We start from the raw sequence: 16,273 nt of genomic DNA, 5'->3' as shown, positions 1-16,273 counted from the left end.
AGTCGTTCGATTTGCCAGATTCGGCCTACGCTTGCGGGTAATGGCCTTCACAGAATAGGAAGCTTTTCATGACTCAGCTGCGTCGCGTCGCGATCATCGGCGGTAATCGGATACCCTTCGCTCGCTCCAACGGACCCTATTCCACCGCCAGTAACCAGGCCATGCTCACGGCTGCACTCGAAGGCCTGATCGAACGCTACAACCTGCATGGACTGCGCCTTGGCGAAGTGGTGACGGGGGCGGTGCTCAAGTTGCCACGGGACATGGCCCTGACACGCGAGTGCGTGCTCGGTTCGCGGCTGTCGCCCGCTACCCCCGCCTACGACATCCAGCAGGCTTGCGGTACAGGGCTGGAAGCGGCGCTGCTGGTGGCGAACAAAATTGCCCTCGGCCAGATCGACTGCGGCATTGCCGGTGGCGTCGACACCACCTCGGACGCGCCAATCAGTGTCAACGAAGGGTTGCGCAAGATTTTGCTGCAGGCCTATCGCGCCAGCACCACCGCGGAAAAACTCAAACCCTTCCTGCAGCTGCGCCCCCGGCACCTGATTCCCGAGTTCCCGCGCAATGGCGAGCCGCGCACCGGTATGTCCATGGGCGAGCATTGCGAGTTGATGGCGCAGGCCTGGAACATTCCCCGTGAAGAGCAGGATCAGCTGACGCTGCTGAGCCATCAGAACCTGGATGCGTCCTACGCCGAAGGGTGGCAGAACGATTTGATGACGCCGTTTCTCGGCCTCACCCGCGACAACAATTTGCGCCCGGACCTGACCCTGGAAAAGCTCGCCTCGCTCAAGACCGTTTTCGACAAAAGCGCAAAAGGCACCCTGACCCCCGGCAATTCCACGCCGCTGACCGATGGCGCATCCTTGGTGCTGCTGGGCAGTGAGGCATGGGCGAAGGAGCGCGGTCTACCGATTCTCGCCTACTTGCGTGACGGCGAAACCGCCGCGGTGGATTTCGTCCATGGCGCCGAGGGCCTGTTGATGGCACCGGTGTATGCCGTGCCACGCCTGCTGGCGCGCAATGGCCTGACCCTGCAGGACTTCGATTACTACGAGATCCACGAAGCCTTCGCCGCCCAGGTGCTCTGCACCTTGAAGGCCTGGGAAGACCCCGAGTACTGCCAAAGCCGCCTGGGCCTCGATGCACCGCTGGGCTCCATCGACCGCAGCAAGCTCAATGTCAAAGGCAGCTCACTGGCGGCCGGGCACCCGTTTGCGGCCACGGGTGGGCGCATCCTCGCCAATATGGCCAAGTTGCTTGATGCGGCGGGGAAGGGGCGTGGCCTTATCTCAATTTGCGCCGCAGGCGGTCAGGGGGTAACCGCCATCATCGAGCGATAGGGGCGTCCGGTATTGAATGGATGCGTGACATGGCCTAACGTCGGCCCATCAGCCGTCTCGCAACACAAGGCCAGGTTATGCCGACTAACGGACAGGTTTCCCTCGAACGCAGCATTCCGCCCCTCATAAGGTTGCCGCGTCCGCTGTATGCCCGGGTGGAAAGCCTCAATGCCGGGTCGTGGACGCCGTCCCATCGCCACGACTGGGTGCAGTTTTCCTATGCCATCAGTGGCGTGCTCGGCGTGCACACCGCCGAGGGCAGTTTCTTCGCGCCGCCGCAATGGGGCATCTGGATTCCGGCCGATCTGGATCACCAGGTCGTGACCTCGATGCGCGCCGAGATGCGCAGCCTGTATGTGCGTCGCGAGGATTGCCAGTGGGCGGACGGGCGTTGCCGGGTGCTGGAAGTGACGCCGCTGGCCCGGGAGCTGATCAAGAGTTTTTGCCTGCTGCCAGTGGAATATCCCCAGGGTGACAGCCCGCAGGCGCGGTTGGTGAGTGTGCTGCTCGATCAGTTGGCGACTTTGCCGGAAGTCGGGTTTTCCCTGCCATTGCCCCGCCATGAACGGTTGCTGGGGTTGTGCAATGAGCTGATCGAAAATCCCGAGAGCAATGTGACCCTGCACCAATGGGCCGAACGCCTGGGCGCGTCGGAGAAAACCCTGATGCGTTTGTTTCAGCGTGAAACCGGGTTGAGTTTTCGCGGCTGGCGCCAGCGTATGCGCTTGCTGTCGTCGCTGAGTCTGCTGGAGGAGGGCGACAGCGTGACCAATGCCGCGCTGGCCTGTGGGTATGACTCGACGTCGGCGTTTATTGCGGCGTTCAAGAGTTTGTTCGGGTTTACCCCGGGGGAGTTGTTTCGGCAGTGATGGCCCCATCGCGAGCAAGCTCGCTCCCACAAGGACAGTGAAAATCCCTGTGGGAGCGAGCTTGCTCGCGATTGACCGCGCAGCGGTCACCGGTCAGGTACGGAACCGGCGCACCAACCCATCCAGCTCATTCGACAACCCGGCCAGGCTCTGGGAATCCAGGCGCGCCGAGTTCGCCAGTTCAGCCACCAATTGCGCGTCGCCATGGATCTGGCTGATGTGCCGGTTGATGTCTTCGGCCACCTGATGCTGTTGTTCCGCCGCCGTGGCAATCTGGGTGTTCATGTCGCGGATGACGTCCACCGACTCGCGGATCTGCCCGAAACTGTTGCGCGCTTCACCGATGCGCGTCACCGATTGCTGGGACACCTCCAGGCTCGCGTGCATCTGCTGGGTCACCTGGCTGGTGCGCTTGGCCAGGTTGCCCAGCAGTCCGTCGATTTCCGCCGTGGAGTCGGCCGTGCGCTTGGCCAGCGCCCGTACTTCATCGGCCACCACGGCAAAACCACGGCCCTGCTCACCGGCCCGCGCCGCTTCAATGGCCGCGTTCAGCGCCAGCAGATTGGTTTGCTCGGCGATCGAACGAATGGTCCCGAGGATCGACTGGATATCATTGCTGTCGCGTTCCAGCTGTTGCATCGACTGGGCCGACTGCTCGATTTCCTGGCTCAGGCGATCGACGCTGCTCACGGCCGCGTCAATTTGTTGCTGACCTTCACGGGCCTGGCGCTGGCCACTGTCGGCGGACTCGGCCGCCTGGCTGCAGGAGCGTGCCACTTCGTTGGCGGTAGCGACCATTTCGTGAAATGCCGTGGACACCATGTCCACCGCTTCGCGCTGGCGTCCAGCGGCTTCAGCCATGTCGCTGGAAACCTGGGTCGAGCTCCTGGAGGTGGCCAGGATCTTGGTCGCGGCGCCACCAATGCTTTGTATCAGGTTGCGAATCGCGGTCAGGAACTGGTTGAACCAGTTGGCCAGTTGCGCGGTTTCGTCGCTGCCACGGATTTGCAGATTCTTGGTCAGGTCGCCTTCACCCTGGGCAATGCCTTCCAGGCCGTCGGCCACACTGCGGATCGGCCGCACGATAACGCTGGCGAAACTGGCGCCGACGATGGCGAAGACAACGGCCAGTACCGCAGCGATGATGGCGATCAACCAGGTCAGCTGGGTCGCGGTGCTCATCACGTCGCTCTGCTTGATCAGGCCGATGAAGGTCCAGCCCAGCTGCTCCGACGGCCAGACGTTAGCCATGTAGCGTTCGCCGTTGAGCTCGACTTCAACCAGGCCCTTGCCAGCCTTGGCCAGTTGCGCATAACCCTCGCCGAGGCTGTTCAAGGCCTTGAAGTTGTGTTCCGGTTGCTTCGGATCGACCAGCACGGTACCGGTGTTTTCCAGCAGCATCAGGTAGCCGCTTTCGCCGAGCTTGATCTGTTTGACCAGTTCGGTGAGCTGCTTGAGCGAGACGTCGATGCTGACCACGCCACCGTTGGTGCCCAGCTTGTTGTCGATGGTGCGCACAGTGCTGACGTAGGACGTATCGTTTTCGGCCCAGTAATAGGCCTCGGTACGCAACGGCTTGCCCGGTTTCGCCTGGGCCGCCTTGTACCACGGACGCTGGCGCGGGTCGTAGTTGGCCAGCTTGGCGTCGTCCGGCCACGACACATAACCACCGGCGGCGGTGCCGAGGATGGCGTAGGCGTAGGATGGATGGGCGTTGCCCAGATCCTGCAGGAAGCCAAAGACTTTTTTGTCCATCTCGCCCTGTGGAATGCTGGCGGCGTTGGCGTTCATGTAGGTCTTGAGGCTGTCGTCGGAGTTGGTGATCAGCGGTTGTTTGGCCAGGTACTCGACGTTCTGGCTGATGCCGTCGAAGAACAGTTGCATGGCGTTGCTGACCTGACGGATCTCGCGACCACTGCTGTCGACGAATCCTTCCCTGGCATCACTGCGCAGGTTCAGCACGACGAGGGTGGCGACCAGTACCACCGGCAAGCAGGCGATGATTGCAAACGCCCAGGTCAGTTTCTGTTTGATGTTCATCCGCGCTCCAGATTTTCTTGTAGGCCCACGCAGTGCAGATGACTCGCGGTTTATTGGCAGCCGTAAACGTTGTCGATCAACCCGGGTCCGTGAGTGCGGTATCGTTGTTGTCAGGGAAACGATTGTCGGACAAATCACTTTGTCACTAAGGACTTCGGCTGTTGTCTGCGGAAATTGAGGGTTGTCCGGAAAAATCCCGCGAACGGTAGTGCCGGGGTGTCGGTTTCTGTCACAAATGCCCATGCAGCCCCGGACAACAAGCGCTTCAGGCTCGACTATGATCCAGAAGACCGGTGATGAACTGCAGGTTTTTGCGAGTAAATCGGCACATTGTGTGCATCTGCATGGTTCATAGGTCGGCACCCCCTCCCCCGAATCGGTGGATTGCCGTATAACGAATGACTTTCGCGTGTTTGGTAATAAAGGACCCACAATAAAAGCTGATGAAGACTCCAAAACGCATTGAACCCCTGATCGAGGACGGTCTGGTCGACGAAGTGCTGCGCCCACTCATGAGTGGTAAAGAAGCAGCTGTTTATGTGGTGCGCTGCGGCAACCAGTTACGTTGCGCGAAGGTCTACAAGGAGGCGAATAAACGCAGTTTCCGGCAGGCGGCCGAGTATCAGGAAGGCCGCAAGGTGCGCAACAGCCGACAGGCCCGGGCCATGGCCAAGGGTTCCAAGTTTGGTCGCAAGGAAACCGAAGACGCTTGGCAGAACGCCGAAGTGGCGGCGCTGTTCCGCCTGGCCAATGCCGGTGTACGGGTGCCCAAGCCGTTCGATTTCCTCGAAGGCGTGCTGCTCATGGAGTTGGTAGCCGACGAGTACGGTGATGCCGCGCCGCGTCTGAACGACGTGGTTCTGGAACCGGACCAGGCGCGTGAATATCACGCGTTCCTGATCTCGCAGATCGTGCTGATGCTGTGTACCGGTCTGGTGCACGGTGACCTGTCCGAGTTCAACGTGCTGTTGACCCCGACCGGCCCGGTGATCATCGACTTGCCGCAAGCAGTTGACGCGGCCGGCAACAACCACGCGTTCAGCATGCTGGAGCGGGACGTGGGCAACATGGCGTCCTATTTCGGACGGTTTGCACCGGAGTTGAAAAAGACCCGGTACGCCAAGGAAATGTGGGCTTTGTACGAGGCGGGCACTTTGCACCCGGCCAGCGTCCTGACCGGCGAGTTCGACGAGCCGGAAGAGCTGGCGGATGTGGGCGGCATCATGCGCGAAATCGAGGCCGCGCGCCTGGATGAAGAGCGCAAGCAAGCCGCGCGTGCGGCTGACGATGCTCCCCCCAAGCCAGCCGAAGAACCGCCTCCACCGTGGATGCAGTGATCGACTAAAGAAAAACCCGGCTTCGGCCGGGTTTTTTCTGGGTGAAGGGACTCAATGTTTATGGCGCCCGACGCACCGCCTTCGCGAGCAAGCCCGCTCCCACATTCGATCTGCACTGGACACAGAATTTGTGTTCGGCGACGGTCCAATGTGGGAGCGGGCTTGCTCGCGAAGGCGTTAGCACAGTCAAAATCATTGTCAGACGGGATCCGCGTTAGCACAACACCCCGACTCAAGACTCTTGAGAATCGGACAATCCGGCCGATCATCCCCCTGACAATGCTCCACCAGATCCTGCAACGTATCGCGCAACTGCCCCAGCTCCCGAATCTTCTGGTTCAGTTCATCGATATGCTGGCGCGCCAACGCCTTCACATCGGCACTGGCGCGCTGGCGGTCCTGCCAGAGGGTCAACAGCTTGCCGACTTCCTCCAGCGAAAACCCAAGGTCCCGTGAGCGTTTGATGAACGCCAGCGTGTGCAGGTCGTCATCGCCGTACACCCGGTAGCCGCTGTCGGTGCGATGAGCCGCCTTGAGCAGGCCGATGGACTCGTAGTAGCGGATCATCTTTGCGCTCAGGCCGCTGTGACGGGCTGCTTGGCCGATGTTCATCGGTTGTCCTCCAGGTCCTCGGGTTTCCAGGTTTTCAACAGTAGCGCATTGCTCACCACGCTGACGCTCGACAACGCCATGGCTGCTCCGGCCAGCACCGGATTAAGGAACCCGAAGGCGGCCAATGGAATGCCGATCAGGTTATAGACGAAGGCCCAGAACAGGTTCTGCCGGATCTTCGCGTAGGTCTTGCGGCTGATCTCCAGTGCCGCCGGAACTCGCCGAGGATCGCCATGCATCAAGGTAATGCCGGCCGCATGCATGGCCACATCGGTGCCGCCGCCCATGGCGATACCGATATCGGCCGCGGCCAGCGCTGGCGCATCGTTGATGCCGTCGCCGACCATTGCGACCACGCCGGTTTTCTTCAACGCAGCGACAGTGGCGGCTTTGTCCGCCGGCAGGACCTCTGCGTACACATCCTGGATGCCCAGCGCCTTGGCGACCACGTTGGCACTGCCTCTGTTGTCACCGGTCAGCAGATGACTGCTGATATTGCGCGCGCGCAGTTGTTGTACCGCTTGCAGCGCGCCAGGCTTGAGCGTATCGCCGAAAGCGAACAGGCCCAACACTCTCGGCTCGGGACTTTGCTCGATCAGCCAGGACAAGGTCCGGCCTTCGGTTTCCCACGCGCTTGCGGAACCTGCCAGAGTGCCGGCGTCCAGGCCGCTTTCCTCCAGCAGGCGCCGATTACCCAGCGCCAGGCGACGATCCCCGAGCGTGCCGGCAATGCCTCGGCCGGTCAGGGATTGGCTGTCAGTCACGTCGGCCACGGCCAGGCCTCGCTCGGCGCACGCATCCAGCACCGCCTTGGCCAGCGGATGCTCGCTGCCGCGTTGCAGGGCGCCGGCCCATTGCAGCAGGCTGCCTTCGTCGCCATCGAGGGCGCTGAGGTGGGCGATACGTGGGGTGCCCGAAGTCAGCGTGCCGGTCTTGTCGAACACCACGGCGCTGACTTCATGGGCACGCTCCAGCGCCTGGGCATCCTTGATCAGAATGCCGTAGCGCGCCGCGACCCCGGTGCCGGCCATGATCGCCGTTGGCGTGGCCAGGCCCAGGGCACAAGGGCAGGCGATCACCAGCACCGCCACGGCATTGATCACCGCGGTCTCCAGCGGGGCGCCATACATCCACCAGCCGATCAGGGTCGCCAAGGCCAGCAGCAAGACCACCGGGACGAACACCTGGCTGACTCTATCCACCAGTTTCTGGATCGGCGCTTTCGCCGCCTGGGCGTCCTCCACCAGGCGAATGATCCGCGCCAGCACGGTTTCCGCGCCAAGGGCCTGGGTGCGCACCAGCAACCGGCCTTCACCATTGATCGCGCCGCCCGTGACCTTGTCACCAGGTTGTTTGGGCACCGGCAGGCTTTCGCCGCTGATCAAGGCTTCGTCGGCATGGCTCTGGCCTTCGACCACTTCGCCGTCCACCGGGAAACGTTCCCCGGGCTTGATCATGACCAGGTCATCGAGACGCAGGGCGCTGATCGCCACCTCTTGCTCACGACCGTCGATCACCTGGACTGCCCGCTCCGGGCGCAGCGCTTCCAGGGCGCGAATGGCGCTGGCGGTCTGGCGTTTGGCGCGGCTTTCCAGGTATTTACCCAACAGCACCAGGGCAATCACCACGGCCGAGGCTTCGAAGTACAGGTGCGGCATGCGCCCGGCGGCGGTGGCCCATTCGTAGAGGCTCAAGCCATAGCCCGCGCTGGTGCCCAAGGCAACAAGCAAGTCCATGTTGCCTGCCCCGGCACGCACGGCTTTCCAGGCGGCCACATAAAAGCGCGCGCCGAAGATGAACTGCACGGGCGTTGCCAAGGCGAATTGCGCCCAGGCCGGGAGCATCCAGTGCACGCCGAACGGTTGCAGCAACATCGGCAATACCAGTGGCAAGGCGAGGGCAATCGCTGCGATCAACGCCCAGCGCTCGCGCTGCAGGCGGGTTTGCTGAGTATCGACGTGCGGCTGATCGTCCTGCCAGACGCTGGCGGCATAACCCGCCTTGCTCACGGCCGCGATCAAGGTTTGCGGGTCGACTTGCCCGAGCAGTTCCAGATGGGCGCGTTCATTGGCCAGGTTGACGCTGACGCTCTTGACCCCCGGCACTTTGTTCAATGCCCGCTCGACCCGGCCGACGCAGGAGGCGCAGGTCATGCCGTCGATGCTCAATTCCAGGCGCTGCCGAGGTACGCTGTAACCGGCTTTTTCCACTGCGTCCATCAAGGCCGGCAGGCTGTCGGCCGGTGCCTGGACCCGGGCCTGCTCGGTGGCCAGGTTGACGCTGACGGCACTGGCGCCAATGACTTTGCTCAAGGCGCGCTCGACACGCCCGGCGCAGCTGGCGCAGGTCATGCCGGCAATCGGCAGATCGAAAGTGGTGGATTCGGACATCGGTCACGCTCCCTGTAGAAGATGCCTACAGGATCAACCTTGCCATGCTGGCAAGGTCAAGCGCCATTTTTAAAGCAAAAGATCGCAGTACACCTGTAGGAGCTGCCGCAGGCTGCGATCTTTTACAGGCAACTCAATATCCAAGACCTGCACGCTTTAGATACATCCCATCCTGGGTCATCGCAATCCGGTACTTCAACACATCTCCGGCCCGCAACTGAATATCCTGCGAACCCGGCGCCAGCATCCCCGGGTTGCACCCCGGCGCCTGGCCGGGCAGCAACTTGAGGCGCAGGGAGACATTGCCCGGCGGCAGGTTGAACGAGGTGCTTTGCTCCTGGAATAGCCGCGCCGCCAACTGGTCCTGGATGTACACGCCGATCTCGCAGCTGGTTGCGACTTCCAGGCGCTCGCGGGAAATGACCAGCACGCCATAATCCTCCCCGGCGGCATGGGCCGAAGTGGTGGCGGTGAAAAGGCCGAGCAGGCCAAACAGGCTGAAAGCTGACCAGCGCATGGCTGAATCTCCTGGGATCAAATCGTAAATACCCGCAGCTTGGCCGAGCGCGAAGCCGATTGCCAGCCCGGCAGGTCACTGCAGAACTTGACCTTGCCATGGTGGCAAGCTCAAGACTGCAGGTCACCTCTTTCGAATGGCACATTAAAGGAGTCATCCATGCAAGTGTTCAACGTTGAAGGCATGTCCTGCGGTCACTGCGTCAAGGCGATCACCCAGGCGGTGCAGGCCCGGGATCCGGCGGCGAGTGTGCGGGTCGATCTGGCGGCCAGGGAAGTCGGGGTCGAGAGCGCATTGAGCGCCGATCAAGTGATCGCGCTCATCAGTGAAGAAGGCTACAGCGTGAAATTGGCCTGACTTTTTAATAGTTAGCGAGCTAACTTAATGTTCAAGGCGTCCATGCGCGGCTAGACTGTCGGGCTGCCGACTTCTGTTCCATGGATGCCTGATGAATTTTCGTACAATCCTTATTCTTGGCGCCTTGAGCGCTTTCGGTCCGCTGGCGATCGATTTCTATCTGCCGGCGTTCCCGGCGATGGCGCTTGCCTTCGGTACCGACGAACAACACGTCCAACTGACGTTGGCCGCTTATTTCCTTGGCTTGTCCATTGGCCAGCTGGCCTACGGTCCGGTGGCGGATCGTTTCGGGCGACGCATTCCCCTGTTGATCGGCGTCGGCTTGTTTACCGCCGCTTCGTTGGCGTGCGCCTATGCACCGAACCTGGAATGGCTGATCGGCGCACGCTTCGTGCAGGCCCTGGGCGGTTGCGCGGGCATGGTGATCTCGCGGGCGGTGGTCAGCGACAAATGTGATGCGGTGGGTTCGGCGAAAGTCTTTTCGCAGCTGATGCTGGTAATGGGCCTGGCGCCGATCCTTGCCCCGATGCTCGGCGGCTTGCTGGTCAACACCACGGGCTGGCAGTCGATCTTCCTCGCGCTGACCGGTTTCAGCGCCTTGGCAGGTCTGGCTGTGGCACTGGGTTTGCCGGAAAGCATGCCCGCCCATTTGCCACGCCAACCCCTGAGCGGGGCGTTCCGTCAGTACGCACGCCTGCTGAAGGACCCGGTGTACCTCGGCCATGCCATGACGGGCGGTATCGCCATCGCCGGCATGTTCTCCTACATCGCCGGGTCGCCGTTCATCTTCATCAAGCTCTATGGCGTCCCGGCCGAACACTTTGGTTGGTACTTCGGTGTCAACGCAGCGGGGTTCATTCTGGTGGCCCAGATTAATGCGCGACTGTTGGCCAAGCGTGGTCCGGCGTTCCTGCTGACGCGCACCGTGTGGATCTACCTCGGTGCCGGCCTGGCATTGCTCGCCGTCAGCGCGCTGCACACCGCGCAGCTGTGGCCGTTGCTGATTCCATTGTTCGCCTGCATCGCCAGCCTGGGTTGCATCCTGCCCAATGCCTCGGCCTGCGCGATGAACGGCCAGGGCGCCCGCGCCGGTAGCGCTTCGGCAATGCTCGGATGCCTGCAATTCAGTGTCGCGGCAGGCGCCGCGGCGCTGGTGGGTGTTTTGCACGACGGCAGCGCCATGCCGATGGCCATGGTCATCAGCCTGTGCGGGATTCTGGTGGTGAGCGCGGCGATGCTCACCCGGCGTCTGCAAAATGCCCGGGCGCTGGTGCAAGCCCAGGTCTGAGGACGGACTCAGCCAGCGGCACGCTGCTGGCGGTCGGGGATCTGATGGGGAGCGTGCAATCGCGCTTCAAGGGTATTGGTGAACGCCCGCGCTTCCGCTTCGCTGCGGAACATCACGGTATGTTGGTCCAGGCGGACCTGCCACTGGGATTTTGCCAATTCTTTTATCAGGATCTTCATAGCTGAACTCCTCTTGTAAAAGACGTTGCGTAAAAAGGATGGGTAAAGATTTCCTCGCAGAGGTTTCGATTGTAGACCCGATTACGATGGCTTCTATGACAAGGATCAACTCTCGGACTGACGGTTTGTAACAAAAAAAATCGCCGTCCGAGGGCCAATTCCTGAGGATGCCTAGAATCCTTCCAGCACGATCTTGCCCTTGGATTTCCCGCTTTCCAACAGCGCATGTGCACGCCGCAGATTAGCCGCATTGATGGTGCCAAAGTGTTCGCCAACCGTGGTTTTCAACGTCCCGGCATCGATCAGATGGGCCACCCGGTTGAGCAGTTTGTGCTGCTCGATCATGTCCGCGGTCTCGAACAGTGAGCGGGTGTACATGAACTCCCAGTGCAGCGACAGGCTCTTGCGCTTGAGCTTGGTCACGTCGAGGGTTTTCGGGTCGTCGATCAGCGCCAGCTTGCCTTGCGGTGCCAACGCCTCGACCAGTTGATCGAGGTGATGATCGGTCTGGGTCAGGCTGGCGACATGGGTCACCTGATCAATGCCGGCGTGCTTGAGCGCTTCACTCAGTGGCTGGCTGTGGTCGATCACCTGGTCGGCACCCAGGGCCGTGACCCAGCTTTGGGTTTGCGGGCGCGAAGCCGTGCCGATGACCTTCAGGCCCGTGAGCTGTTTGGCCAGTTGCGTGAGGATCGAGCCAACGCCACCGGCGGCGCCGACGATCAGCAGGCTCTGGCTTTCATCGGTCTTGCCTTCGCGCACTTGCAGGCGCTCGAAGAGCAACTCCCACGCGGTAATGGCGGTCAACGGCAGGGCAGCGGCTTCGGCGAAACCGAGCGACTTCGGCATATGGCCGACGATGCGCTCATCCACCACGTGCAGCTCGCTGTTACCCCCGGCGCGGGCAATGGAGCCGGCGTAGAACACCTTGTCGCCGGTCTTGAACAAGGTCACTTCACTGCCAACGGACTTGACCACGCCGGCCACGTCCCAACCCAGCACTTTGGCCGTACCGACTTCTGGCTGGACGTTCTGACGGACCTTGGTATCGACCGGGTTGACCGAGATGGCTTTGACTTCCACCAGCAGGTCACGGGGGCCAGCGACCGGCTCCGGCAGGTCGATGTCTTGCAGGGCGTTTTCATCGCTGATCGGCAGCGAGGCGTAGTAGGCAACGGCTTTCATGGAAGGCTCCCAGATAACTATGGATTCGATGGGCGGATGATTGGCTATTTCTTCGCAAGATAAAACCCGCTAAAACAGCAGTCTCTTTCAATATTTTTTTGATAATAAAAGGCTTCACATGCTGCGATTCGATGATTTGCAGTTATTCGTCCGGGCCGCGGACCTGGGCAGTCTGTCCGCGGCCGCGCGGGGCATGGACATGTCGGCGGCGGTGGCAAGCGCGGCGTTGAAACGCATCGAACAGCAGCTGGGCGCCCGACTGCTGGCGCGTTCGACCCGCAGCCTGCGCCTGACCGCCGAAGGTGAAGGTTTTCTCGAGTACGCCCGGGCGGCCTTGAGTTCCCTCGACGAAGGCCGGCGATTGTTGGCCAGTGGCCAGGATCAGGTCAGCGGAGTCCTGCAGCTGTCGGCACCGTCGGACTTCGGTCGCAACCTGTTGCTGCCCTGGCTGGACGAGTTCCAGCGCGAGCACCCGAAGCTGACCGTGCGCCTGCTGCTGGGCGATCGCATCGCCGACCTGTTCCGCCAGCCGGTGGACATCGCCCTGCGCTACGGCGAACCGGAGGACTCCAGCCTGGTGGCGCTGCCCATCGCCCCCCACAATCGTCGCGTGTTGTGTGCCGCGCCCGAATATCTCGCCCGGCGTGGCGAACCGCGCCAGCTGGAACAACTGGCCCAGCACAATTGCCTGCTGTTCATGCTGGGCAGCCGCGTTCACGATCACTGGACCTTTCATGACGGCAAGCGCGAGGTCGGCCTGACCGTCAGTGGCGATCGTTTCAGTGACGATGCCGATGTCGTGCGTCTGTGGGCGCTGGCAGGGGCCGGGATCGCGTACAAATCCTGGCTCGATGTGGCCGCCGATGTGCTCGCGGGGCGTTTGAAAGTGCTGCTGCCGGAGCTGCTCTGTGAGCGCGCACCGCTGAATCTGTTGTGCGCCCATCGCGCACAATTGAGTAAGCCGGTGAACCTCTTGCGGGAAATGCTTGCCAGCCGATGCGCGCGCTTGAGTAGTCATTTTCCAGGGTTATCAGACATTGATCATTAGTCGCAGGTAAAAAGCGAAATTTCCCTCAGGAACTATCAGCATCTGCGGTTTGCAGGGGGCAGGATCTGGCGGTCAACCGGCCTATACTAACGTTCGCCTCGTACACGCACGTCGATCGCCATGGCGAAACCGGTTTATGGCAGTTTCCACGTTTGGCCGACGGCACCTTACTGGTCAAGATATCTCTGGGCAGCAGGACGAAACGATTCAACAGGGAGTGAATACATGGAACATGCACCTTGCATCAGCCAGATAGCCACATTGCTGGCTGACCCCAAGCGCAGCGCAATGATGTGGGCCTTGATGGACGGCTCGGCGCGACATACCGAAGAACTGGCATTGATGGCCGGCCTGTCACCGTCCTCCGCCAGTGCGCACCTGGGGCGGTTGTCCGCCGGAGGTCTGTTGAAAGTAGAAGCCCGTGGGCGAAAGCGCTTCTTCCGCCTGACGGCTCCCGAAGTCGGTGCCGCGATCGAAGCGCTGGCCAGCGCCACGCTGGCCAGCGCACCCCAGGATATCCCGGATATTTTCAAGCGCGCCGCGCCCCTGGCGAAACCTCGGCCGAGCGCTTCGCCGTTGTTGCGCGCACGGCTTTGTGACGACCATTTGGGTGGCACCCTGGCCGCCGATCTTTACCAGCGCCTGCTGGACGCGGGCTGGATCGAACAGTTCGATCAGCGGGTCACGGTCACGCTCAAGGGCGCGACGCAGTTGGAGGCACGCGGCGTCTTCATTCAGGCGCTGGCCCATCGCAACGGCAAGGTCGCGTGTGCGTGTCCCGACTGGAGCGAAAGACGTCCGCACCTGGGCGGCGCCCTGGGTGCGGCGTTGCTGCAGTTGTTCATGCAGTCGGGTTGGCTGAACTTGCCCATGGATTCCCGTGCCCTGCAGCTCACCGCCGCCGGGCAGCGAGAAATTCACCGGTTCGCCAAACAGACCGAGGTTGAAATGGCCCTGTAGGAGCAAGCTTGCTCGCGATGACGGAGTGTCAGTCGACATCAATGTTGAGTGCCAAACCGCTATCGCGAGCAAGCTTGCTCCTACAGAAGAATCCGGTAAACCTCAGGGTTTTACCAAACGAGCATCCAGGCTGTTCTGCGCCAGGCGTTTGGCCTGGTCCTGGGTCATGCCCAGATCGGTATACAGGGCATGGAAGTTTTCGGTGACGTAACCGCCGAAGTACGCCGGGTCATCCGAGTTCACGGTCACTTTCACGCCACGCTCGAGCATGTCGAGAATATTGTGCTGGGACATGTGATCGAACACGCAGAGCTTGGTGTTGGACAGCGGGCACACGGTCAGCGGAATCTGCTCGTCGATGATGCGCTGCATCAGGCGCTCGTCTTCGATGGCGCGCACGCCATGGTCGATGCGCTGGATTTTCAGCAGGTCGAGGGCTTCCCAGATGTACTCGGGCGGGCCTTCTTCACCGGCGTGGGCGACGGTCAGGAAACCTTCGCCACGGGCGCGATCGAACACCCGCTGGAATTTGCTCGGCGGGTGGCCCATCTCGGAGCTGTCCAGACCCACGGCGACAAACGCGTCGCGGAACGGCAGTGCCTGGTCGAGGGTTTTCTGCGCCTGCTCTTCGCTCAAGTGGCGCAGGAAGCTCAGGATCAAGCCGCTGGTGATGCCCAGTTGCTGCTCGCCATCCTTCAACGCGGCGGCGATGCCGTTGAGCACCACTTCGAATGGAATGCCACGGTCGGTGTGGGTCTGCGGATCGAAGAACGGTTCGGTGTGAATCACGTTCTGCGCCTTGCAGCGCAACAGGTAGGCCCAGGTCAGGTCGTAGAAGTCCTGGGAGGTGCGCAGCACGTCGGCGCCCTGGTAATACAGGTCGAGAAACTCCTGCAGGTTATTGAAAGCGTAGGCCTTGCGCAGGGTTTCGACATCGCTCCATGGCAGGGCGATCTTGTTGCGTTCGGCCAAGGCAAACAGCAGCTCGGGCTCCAGCGAACCTTCCAGGTGCAGGTGCAGTTCTGCCTTGGGCAGGGCGTTCAGCCAGTCGTACATAATTCTTTTCTCATCAGGTGCAATGGCGCCATTCTACAGAGGCTCGCTGCAAAAATTGGTAAAACCTGACCAGGCGGTTCATTCCACCGCCTCCTGATCCCGTCTATAAGCGTAGGTATCGGCGAAGCGTGAGAGCAGGAATTGGGCGCAAGTGGTGGCCGGGTATTTCGCCGGCTGCTGCTCATCCTGGCACCCCGGCAGGCATTCGATGCGGGTGTCGGGGTGCGGCTCGGCAAAGAATGGCATCGAATAGCGATCTACGCCCAACGGGCTGATCACCCTGTGTGGCGTCGACAGGTAACGGTCGTTGCTCCAGCGCGCCATCATGTCACCGAGGTTGACCACGAACGTCCCTTCGATCGGCGGGGCGTCGATCCATTCGCCCTTTACGTTCCTGACTTGCAAGCCACCGGCAGAATCCTGGTAGAGCAGGGTGATGCAGCCGTAATCGGTGTGGGCACCGGCGCCTTGCTGATCGATGGAGCTGGCGGTGTGACGCGGCGGGTAGTGAATCATCCGCAATACGCTGACCGGCTCGACAAAGCGTGTGTCGAAAAAGTCGCGCTCGATGCCGAGCGCCATGGTCATTGCCCGCAACAGGGTTTGCGCGAGCGCCTGCATGTCGACGTAGTGCTGCTCCATCAGCGCCTCCCAGCCCGGCACCGATGGATGGCGGTTGGGGCCGCGCAACGGTTTTTCCGCCAGTACTTCGGGATGGTCGAGGGGCAGGTGCAGGCCCATGTCGAAGGTTTCTTTCAGGTCGCTGGGTTTGCTCGGGTCCAGTTGTTCGGTGGCGATGGCGCCGTAACCGCGATGGTGGCGGGACTGGGTGATGTCGATCTTGAGTTTTTCGGCGGTGGGCAGGGCGAAAAATTGCTTGGCGTTGTCGAACACGGCATCGATGCGCGCCGCGCTGATTGGATGACCCTTGATGTAGAAGAATCCCCATTCGCGGCAGGCGAGGTCGATTTGTTGTGCCACGGCTGGCCAGGCGCTGTGATCGTCGCTGTAGAGCGGGCTGATGTCGATGATGGGAAGGCTGTTCATACACAATCCTGGAATACGCTGAAAATCCATTGTGGGAGCGAG

At 61.5% G+C, this 16,273-nt stretch carries 15 protein-coding genes and 1 pseudogene; 7 read left to right on the top strand and 9 right to left on the bottom strand.

Going from position 1 to position 16,273, the window contains the following annotated elements; all coding sequences use genetic code 11:
* Positions 1-68: 68 nt before the first annotated feature.
* Positions 69-1,346: an acetyl-CoA C-acetyltransferase gene (locus tag ACM6I6_RS13560; protein ID WP_274077770.1), complete on the top strand. Its 1,278-nt coding sequence runs from the start codon at positions 69-71 to the stop codon at positions 1,344-1,346.
* 77 nt (positions 1,347-1,423) lie between these two features.
* A complete protein-coding gene (locus ACM6I6_RS13555) occupies positions 1,424-2,215 on the top strand; it encodes an AraC family transcriptional regulator (RefSeq protein WP_274077769.1) in 792 nt (263 codons plus the stop codon).
* A 93-nt stretch (positions 2,216-2,308) separates the two neighbouring features.
* On the opposite strand, the gene ACM6I6_RS13550 is transcribed toward ACM6I6_RS13555, so the two are convergent.
* Positions 2,309-3,037, bottom strand: coding sequence for a methyl-accepting chemotaxis protein (locus tag ACM6I6_RS13550; RefSeq protein ID WP_370628334.1), 729 nt, complete (start codon positions 3,035-3,037; stop codon positions 2,309-2,311).
* A 129-nt stretch (positions 3,038-3,166) separates the two neighbouring features.
* A pseudogene (locus ACM6I6_RS13545) lies at positions 3,167-4,255 on the bottom strand (cache domain-containing protein); the annotation flags it as partial.
* A 443-nt stretch (positions 4,256-4,698) separates the two neighbouring features.
* On the opposite strand from ACM6I6_RS13545, the gene ACM6I6_RS13540 reads away from it, so the two are divergent.
* Complete coding sequence (locus tag ACM6I6_RS13540) at positions 4,699-5,592, top strand: PA4780 family RIO1-like protein kinase (protein WP_274077767.1); 894 nt, start codon at positions 4,699-4,701, stop codon at positions 5,590-5,592.
* A gap of 198 nt (positions 5,593-5,790) precedes the next feature.
* Here the strand turns inward: ACM6I6_RS13540 and cueR are convergent, their stop codons facing one another.
* The 3 genes from cueR to ACM6I6_RS13525 all read right to left on the bottom strand — a co-directional run bounded on the left by cueR (position 5,791) and on the right by ACM6I6_RS13525 (position 9,111).
* The gene (gene cueR, locus ACM6I6_RS13535; protein ID WP_274077766.1) at positions 5,791-6,204 is read right to left on the bottom strand and encodes a Cu(I)-responsive transcriptional regulator; all 414 of its coding nucleotides are present in this window, start codon (positions 6,202-6,204) and stop codon (positions 5,791-5,793) included.
* Positions 6,201-8,594: a heavy metal translocating P-type ATPase gene (locus ACM6I6_RS13530; RefSeq protein ID WP_274077765.1), complete on the bottom strand. Its 2,394-nt coding sequence runs from the start codon at positions 8,592-8,594 to the stop codon at positions 6,201-6,203. The genes cueR and ACM6I6_RS13530 overlap by 4 nt, the downstream gene beginning before the upstream one ends.
* Before the next feature lie 133 nt (positions 8,595-8,727).
* A complete protein-coding gene (locus ACM6I6_RS13525) occupies positions 8,728-9,111 on the bottom strand; it encodes a hypothetical protein (protein WP_274077764.1) in 384 nt (127 codons plus the stop codon).
* Between the two features lie 159 nt (positions 9,112-9,270).
* On the opposite strand from ACM6I6_RS13525, the gene ACM6I6_RS13520 reads away from it, so the two are divergent.
* Entirely contained in the window at positions 9,271-9,468 is a 198-nt protein-coding gene (locus tag ACM6I6_RS13520; RefSeq protein ID WP_274077763.1) for a heavy-metal-associated domain-containing protein, read from the top strand.
* 91 nt (positions 9,469-9,559) lie between these two features.
* Positions 9,560-10,756, top strand: a complete 1,197-nt coding sequence (locus ACM6I6_RS13515) for a multidrug effflux MFS transporter (protein ID WP_408599663.1) — start codon at positions 9,560-9,562, stop codon at positions 10,754-10,756.
* An 8-nt stretch (positions 10,757-10,764) separates the two neighbouring features.
* Here the strand turns inward: ACM6I6_RS13515 and ACM6I6_RS13510 are convergent, their stop codons facing one another.
* Both ACM6I6_RS13510 and ACM6I6_RS13505 read right to left on the bottom strand, forming a co-directional pair.
* Positions 10,765-10,935, bottom strand: coding sequence for a hypothetical protein (locus ACM6I6_RS13510; RefSeq protein ID WP_274077761.1), 171 nt, complete (start codon positions 10,933-10,935; stop codon positions 10,765-10,767).
* A gap of 171 nt (positions 10,936-11,106) precedes the next feature.
* Positions 11,107-12,120 (bottom strand): zinc-binding alcohol dehydrogenase family protein, encoded by a 1,014-nt coding sequence (locus ACM6I6_RS13505; RefSeq protein WP_323607137.1) that lies wholly within the window; start codon positions 12,118-12,120, stop codon positions 11,107-11,109.
* 118 nt (positions 12,121-12,238) lie between these two features.
* Between ACM6I6_RS13505 and ACM6I6_RS13500 the strand changes: the two genes are divergently transcribed.
* Both ACM6I6_RS13500 and ACM6I6_RS13495 read left to right on the top strand, forming a co-directional pair.
* The gene (locus ACM6I6_RS13500) at positions 12,239-13,168 is read left to right on the top strand and encodes a LysR family transcriptional regulator (RefSeq protein WP_323607136.1); all 930 of its coding nucleotides are present in this window, start codon (positions 12,239-12,241) and stop codon (positions 13,166-13,168) included.
* 225 nt (positions 13,169-13,393) lie between these two features.
* The gene (locus tag ACM6I6_RS13495; RefSeq protein ID WP_323607134.1) at positions 13,394-14,128 is read left to right on the top strand and encodes a helix-turn-helix transcriptional regulator; all 735 of its coding nucleotides are present in this window, start codon (positions 13,394-13,396) and stop codon (positions 14,126-14,128) included.
* Positions 14,129-14,230: 102 nt separating this feature from the next.
* Here ACM6I6_RS13495 and ACM6I6_RS13490 read toward each other — a convergent pair whose 3' ends face one another.
* The gene (locus ACM6I6_RS13490; protein WP_020796340.1) at positions 14,231-15,184 is read right to left on the bottom strand and encodes an adenosine deaminase; all 954 of its coding nucleotides are present in this window, start codon (positions 15,182-15,184) and stop codon (positions 14,231-14,233) included.
* Positions 15,185-15,262: 78 nt separating this feature from the next.
* Entirely contained in the window at positions 15,263-16,231 is a 969-nt protein-coding gene (locus tag ACM6I6_RS13485; protein ID WP_414920035.1) for a 2-oxoglutarate and iron-dependent oxygenase domain-containing protein, read from the bottom strand.
* Positions 16,232-16,273: the final 42 nt, after the last annotated feature.

Origin of the sequence: Pseudomonas sp. IT-P218, from assembly GCF_949767605.1 — a bacterium.
Lineage (GTDB): Bacteria > Pseudomonadota > Gammaproteobacteria > Pseudomonadales > Pseudomonadaceae > Aquipseudomonas > Aquipseudomonas putida_AE.
This window is presented reverse-complemented; position numbering and strand designations above follow the sequence as displayed.